Here is a 4,156-nt window from a genome sequence, read left to right as displayed (position 1 = left end):
GGAACGCAGTGAAGCAAAATTGTATCGAGAAGTCCAAATCAACAACCCCATTGTTACATTGACTCATCGGTACATTTACACATTGACCCCCCATTTCCACATTAACTAATTGCTACCTAATCTTCATTTTATCACAACCTCTTATCAATTCCCCATAAATCCAACAAGAAGAGTTTCGTTTAATGGGTTAAAAGCCTTACTTTTGCCGATTCATTTTTTTGGGCAGAAAATCCCCAAATCTGTGACCTACTTATGGGACTCACAGCGGCGAAGCCGTGGAAAGAGGTGTTCAACCAAAAATATAACCCACTGATTATAAAACATTCAGCATAATCGCTTTTAATCCGTGAAATCCTTAATTTCCCATAAAATAGAACTAACACAAGACCGAAATAAAATACTTCAAAAAAACAACCGTATGCAAAACAACCCAAAAATCGCCGTGATAGGCCTAGGTTACGTAGGTCTGCCCCTAGCCCGTTTATTAGCCACTAAGTATCCTGTTGTGGGGTTCGATATTAACGCTCCTAGAGTAGCTGCCCTTAATGGCGGACACGATAGCACGCTGGAAGTGGAAGACGATGTACTACAGTCTGTGTTGTTAAAAGAGAATCCAGTAAATGGAGCTGCTGAAGGGTCTGTTGCTACTGCCCTGCGTTCAGGTTTATTCTGCTCGGCCAATTTGGAAGATATCGCGGATTGCAACTATTATATTGTGACCGTACCTACTCCAGTAGATAAGAACAACCGTCCAGATCTTACTCCATTATATAAGAGTAGCGAAACCGTTGGGAAGGTACTAAAGGATGGCGATATTGTAATTTATGAGTCCACCGTATATCCAGGGGTAACGGAGGACGAGTGTGTGCCTGTTTTGGAAAAGCATAGCGGCTTAAAATTCAATACGGATTTCTTTGTGGGCTACTCCCCAGAGCGTATCAATCCGGGCGACAAGGAACATACCGTAGAAAAAATATTAAAGGTTACCGCTGGTTCCACTCCAGAAGTAGGAGAAAAGGTAAATGCCTTATACGCCTCGGTAATCACTGCTGGCACCCATTTGGCTCCCACTATAAAAGTGGCGGAAGCCGCCAAAGTAATTGAAAACGCACAGCGTGATATCAATATTGCCTTTGTAAACGAACTGGCCAAGATATTTAATATCATGGATATTGACACTCAAGACGTTTTGGAAGCCGCGGGTACCAAATGGAACTTCCTTCCCTTTAAACCAGGCTTGGTGGGCGGACACTGTATTGGTGTAGATCCTTACTACCTAGCGCAAAAAGCACAGGAATTAGGCTATCACCCAGAGATCATCCTAGCAGGCCGACGCATGAACGACTCCATGGGCCCTTATGTAGCCTCGGAAGTGATTAAGTTGATGTTACAAAACGAACTAATGGTAAAACGCTCCAAGGTATTGGTACTGGGTATCACTTTTAAAGAAAACTGCCCTGACGTACGAAACACCAAGGTAGTAGATGTGGTGCGCGAATTACAGCAATACGGGACCGATGTCACTATCTATGACCCCCTAGCCACCCCAGAAGAAGTAATGCACGAGTACGGCCTACCCACCACTCAAGAATTGCCAACAGAAAAATTTGATTCCATTGTACTAGCAGTGGCACACAAAGAATTCTTAGACATGAATCTAGATGCTATAAAAGCGGATAATGCAGTGGTTTATGATGTGAAGGGGATCCTGGGGGATAATGCGAATAGGAAATTATAATTTACCGCGGATTTCACTGATTAAAAAACATTTGCGCGGATCGAATTAGATTACGCGGATTAAAAATAGATTATGAGTCCTTTAATACACGAGGAAGAAAGCTATAAGATTATTGGGGCATGTATGAATGTACATAAAGTCCTAGGTAAAGGTTTTCTAGAATCGGTGTATGAGGAGGCATTAGAAAAGGAACTAGTTAAAGCAGAAGTCCCTTATAAAAAACAACATCGATTACGGATATCTTATGATGGGGAGTTGCTGGACAAATATTTTATTGCTGACTTTTTGTGTTTTGACAAAATAATCGTCGAAATAAAAGCAACTGAGTTTATTCACAAAAATATGGAGGCCCAGGTAATAAACTACCTTAAAGCAACCAAATCAGAAGTCGGCTTGTTGATCAATTTTGGTGAAAAGAGCCTTAAATGGAAACGTTTCATTAATACGTCCGCGTAATCCGCGCATAATCCGCGAAATCAAATACGCACACTGACAAATCAAACGATAATGAATAATATAGACCAATTCAGAAAGTTAGAAGGAAAAAGTATTCTCGTAACGGGTGGTGCTGGATTTATAGGTTCCAATTTAATTGAAGTACTACTGGAATTAAACGCCAAAGTAACCTGCCTAGACAACTTCGCTACGGGACACAAGCATAACATAGCCCCGTTTTTAGAAAATGAAAACTTTACGCTATTAGAAGGAGATATTAGGGATTTGGATACTTGTCACAAGGCATGTAAGGACCAGGATTTTGTATTGCACCAGGCAGCTTTGGGATCTGTACCACGTTCTATTAACGATCCTATTACGAGTAATGACGTAAATGTAGGCGGGTTCTTAAACATGCTAGTAGCGGCTAGGGATGCAGGAGTGCAACGTTTTGTATATGCAGCAAGTTCTTCTACCTATGGAGATCATGAAGCCTTACCGAAAGTAGAAGAAACTATTGGGAAACCATTATCACCCTATGCCATTACCAAGTATGTGAATGAGCTGTACGCCGATAACTTCTTTAGTACCTATGGTTTAAATACGATTGGATTACGTTATTTCAACGTATTTGGAAGGCGACAAGACCCTAATGGTGCCTATGCTGCCGTGATTCCATTGTTTGTAAAGCAATTTATGAAGCATGAGAGCCCAGTGATCAATGGTGACGGCACCTATTCGCGTGACTTCACCTATATAGACAATGTGGTACAGATGAACCTACTGTCCATTACCTCCGAGAATAAAGATGCCCTTAACCAGGTATATAACACAGCAGTAGGCGATAGAACTACTTTGGTACAATTGACCGACTTACTCAAAAAACACTTATCTAAATACGATGCTAAAATAGCTGATGTAAATATCACTCACGGCCCAAACCGTAAAGGAGATATTCCACATTCATTAGCATCAGTAGAAAAAGCAAAGCGACTTTTAAACTATGAACCAAGCCATACTATTGACAAGGGCATTGAGGAAGCGGTGGACTGGTATTGGAAAAATCTTAAATAATTATTTTTATTATGGCAAACAAGAGAGTATTAATCACAGGTGGTGCTGGGTTCAACCCGTGAAATAATGGCAAATGGATGGCTTTTATTACATATACATTCTACTCAGTGAGAAGGACGGTAAGAAATATACTGGCTACACCAAAAATTTGCCATTAAGAATTGAGGCGCATCAGAAAGGGAAAGTAACCTCCACGAAACATCGTCGACCCTTTAAACTGATTTATTTTGAAGGATGTTTGTCGCAAGAGGATGCCATTAAAAGAGAGAAGTATTTAAAAACCCATTATGGAAAAATGTATCTGGGAAATCGCCTCAAATCTTATTTCAGAGCTCAAGAGGAAAAATAATAAATTTAGAAAAACTTAATATTATGAAAAATAAAAATATTCTTATAACAGGAGGAGCTGGGTTCATTGGTTCACATGTAGTAAGACGATTTATAAGCCAATATCCAAACTATCACATATATAATTTAGACGCCTTAACCTATGCTGGAAATTGAGAAAACCTGAGAGATATTGAAAAGGCATCAAATTATACCTTCTTACACGGAGATATAACAGTTGAAAGTTTTATCAATAACATATTCTCAGAATATCAATTTGATGGTGTGGTTCATTTGGCAGCAGAATCGCATGTAGATCGTTCGATTACCGATCCTTTAGCAGATGAAAATTAAGTGTTAGAAAAATACAATTAAAATCCTTTAAAAAAGTACCTGATGAAAAGTTGGATGCGATAGTTTTGGCAGTTTCTCATAAGGTATTTAAACGCTATATTGTTGAATAGCGAGTATGTAATTTATGACGAGAAAGGCGTTTTAAAAAATAATAAAGTAGATTGTAATTTATAAACTTAAAAAAAAAAAAAAAAAAAAAAAAAAATTTTTTTTTTTTTTTTTTTTTTT

Annotated in this window: 4 protein-coding genes and 1 pseudogene; all 5 read left to right on the top strand. The window is 38.8% G+C overall.

Going from position 1 to position 4,156, the window contains the following annotated elements:
- The first annotated feature begins 418 nt into the window (after positions 1 to 418).
- Positions 419 to 1,738, top strand: coding sequence for a nucleotide sugar dehydrogenase (locus BV214_RS15700; protein ID WP_086478458.1), 1,320 nt, complete (start codon positions 419 to 421; stop codon positions 1,736 to 1,738).
- A 72-nt stretch (positions 1,739 to 1,810) separates the two neighbouring features.
- On the top strand, positions 1,811 to 2,194 hold the full coding sequence (locus BV214_RS15695) for a GxxExxY protein (RefSeq protein WP_086478457.1): 384 nt from the start codon (positions 1,811 to 1,813) through the stop codon (positions 2,192 to 2,194).
- Positions 2,195 to 2,245: 51 nt separating this feature from the next.
- Complete coding sequence (locus BV214_RS15690) at positions 2,246 to 3,247, top strand: SDR family oxidoreductase (protein WP_086478456.1); 1,002 nt, start codon at positions 2,246 to 2,248, stop codon at positions 3,245 to 3,247.
- Positions 3,248 to 3,320: 73 nt separating this feature from the next.
- Complete coding sequence (locus BV214_RS15685) at positions 3,321 to 3,596, top strand: GIY-YIG nuclease family protein (protein ID WP_086478455.1); 276 nt, start codon at positions 3,321 to 3,323, stop codon at positions 3,594 to 3,596.
- A 23-nt stretch (positions 3,597 to 3,619) separates the two neighbouring features.
- Positions 3,620 to 3,916, top strand: a pseudogene (locus BV214_RS15680) (GDP-mannose 4,6-dehydratase); the annotation flags it as partial.
- Positions 3,917 to 4,156: the final 240 nt, after the last annotated feature.

It is taken from the genome of Arenibacter amylolyticus (assembly GCF_002150785.1).
GTDB classification, from domain to species: domain Bacteria; phylum Bacteroidota; class Bacteroidia; order Flavobacteriales; family Flavobacteriaceae; genus Arenibacter; species Arenibacter amylolyticus.
The sequence above is the reverse complement of the archived record's forward strand: the minus strand, read 5'-3'. Positions and strand labels throughout refer to the sequence as shown.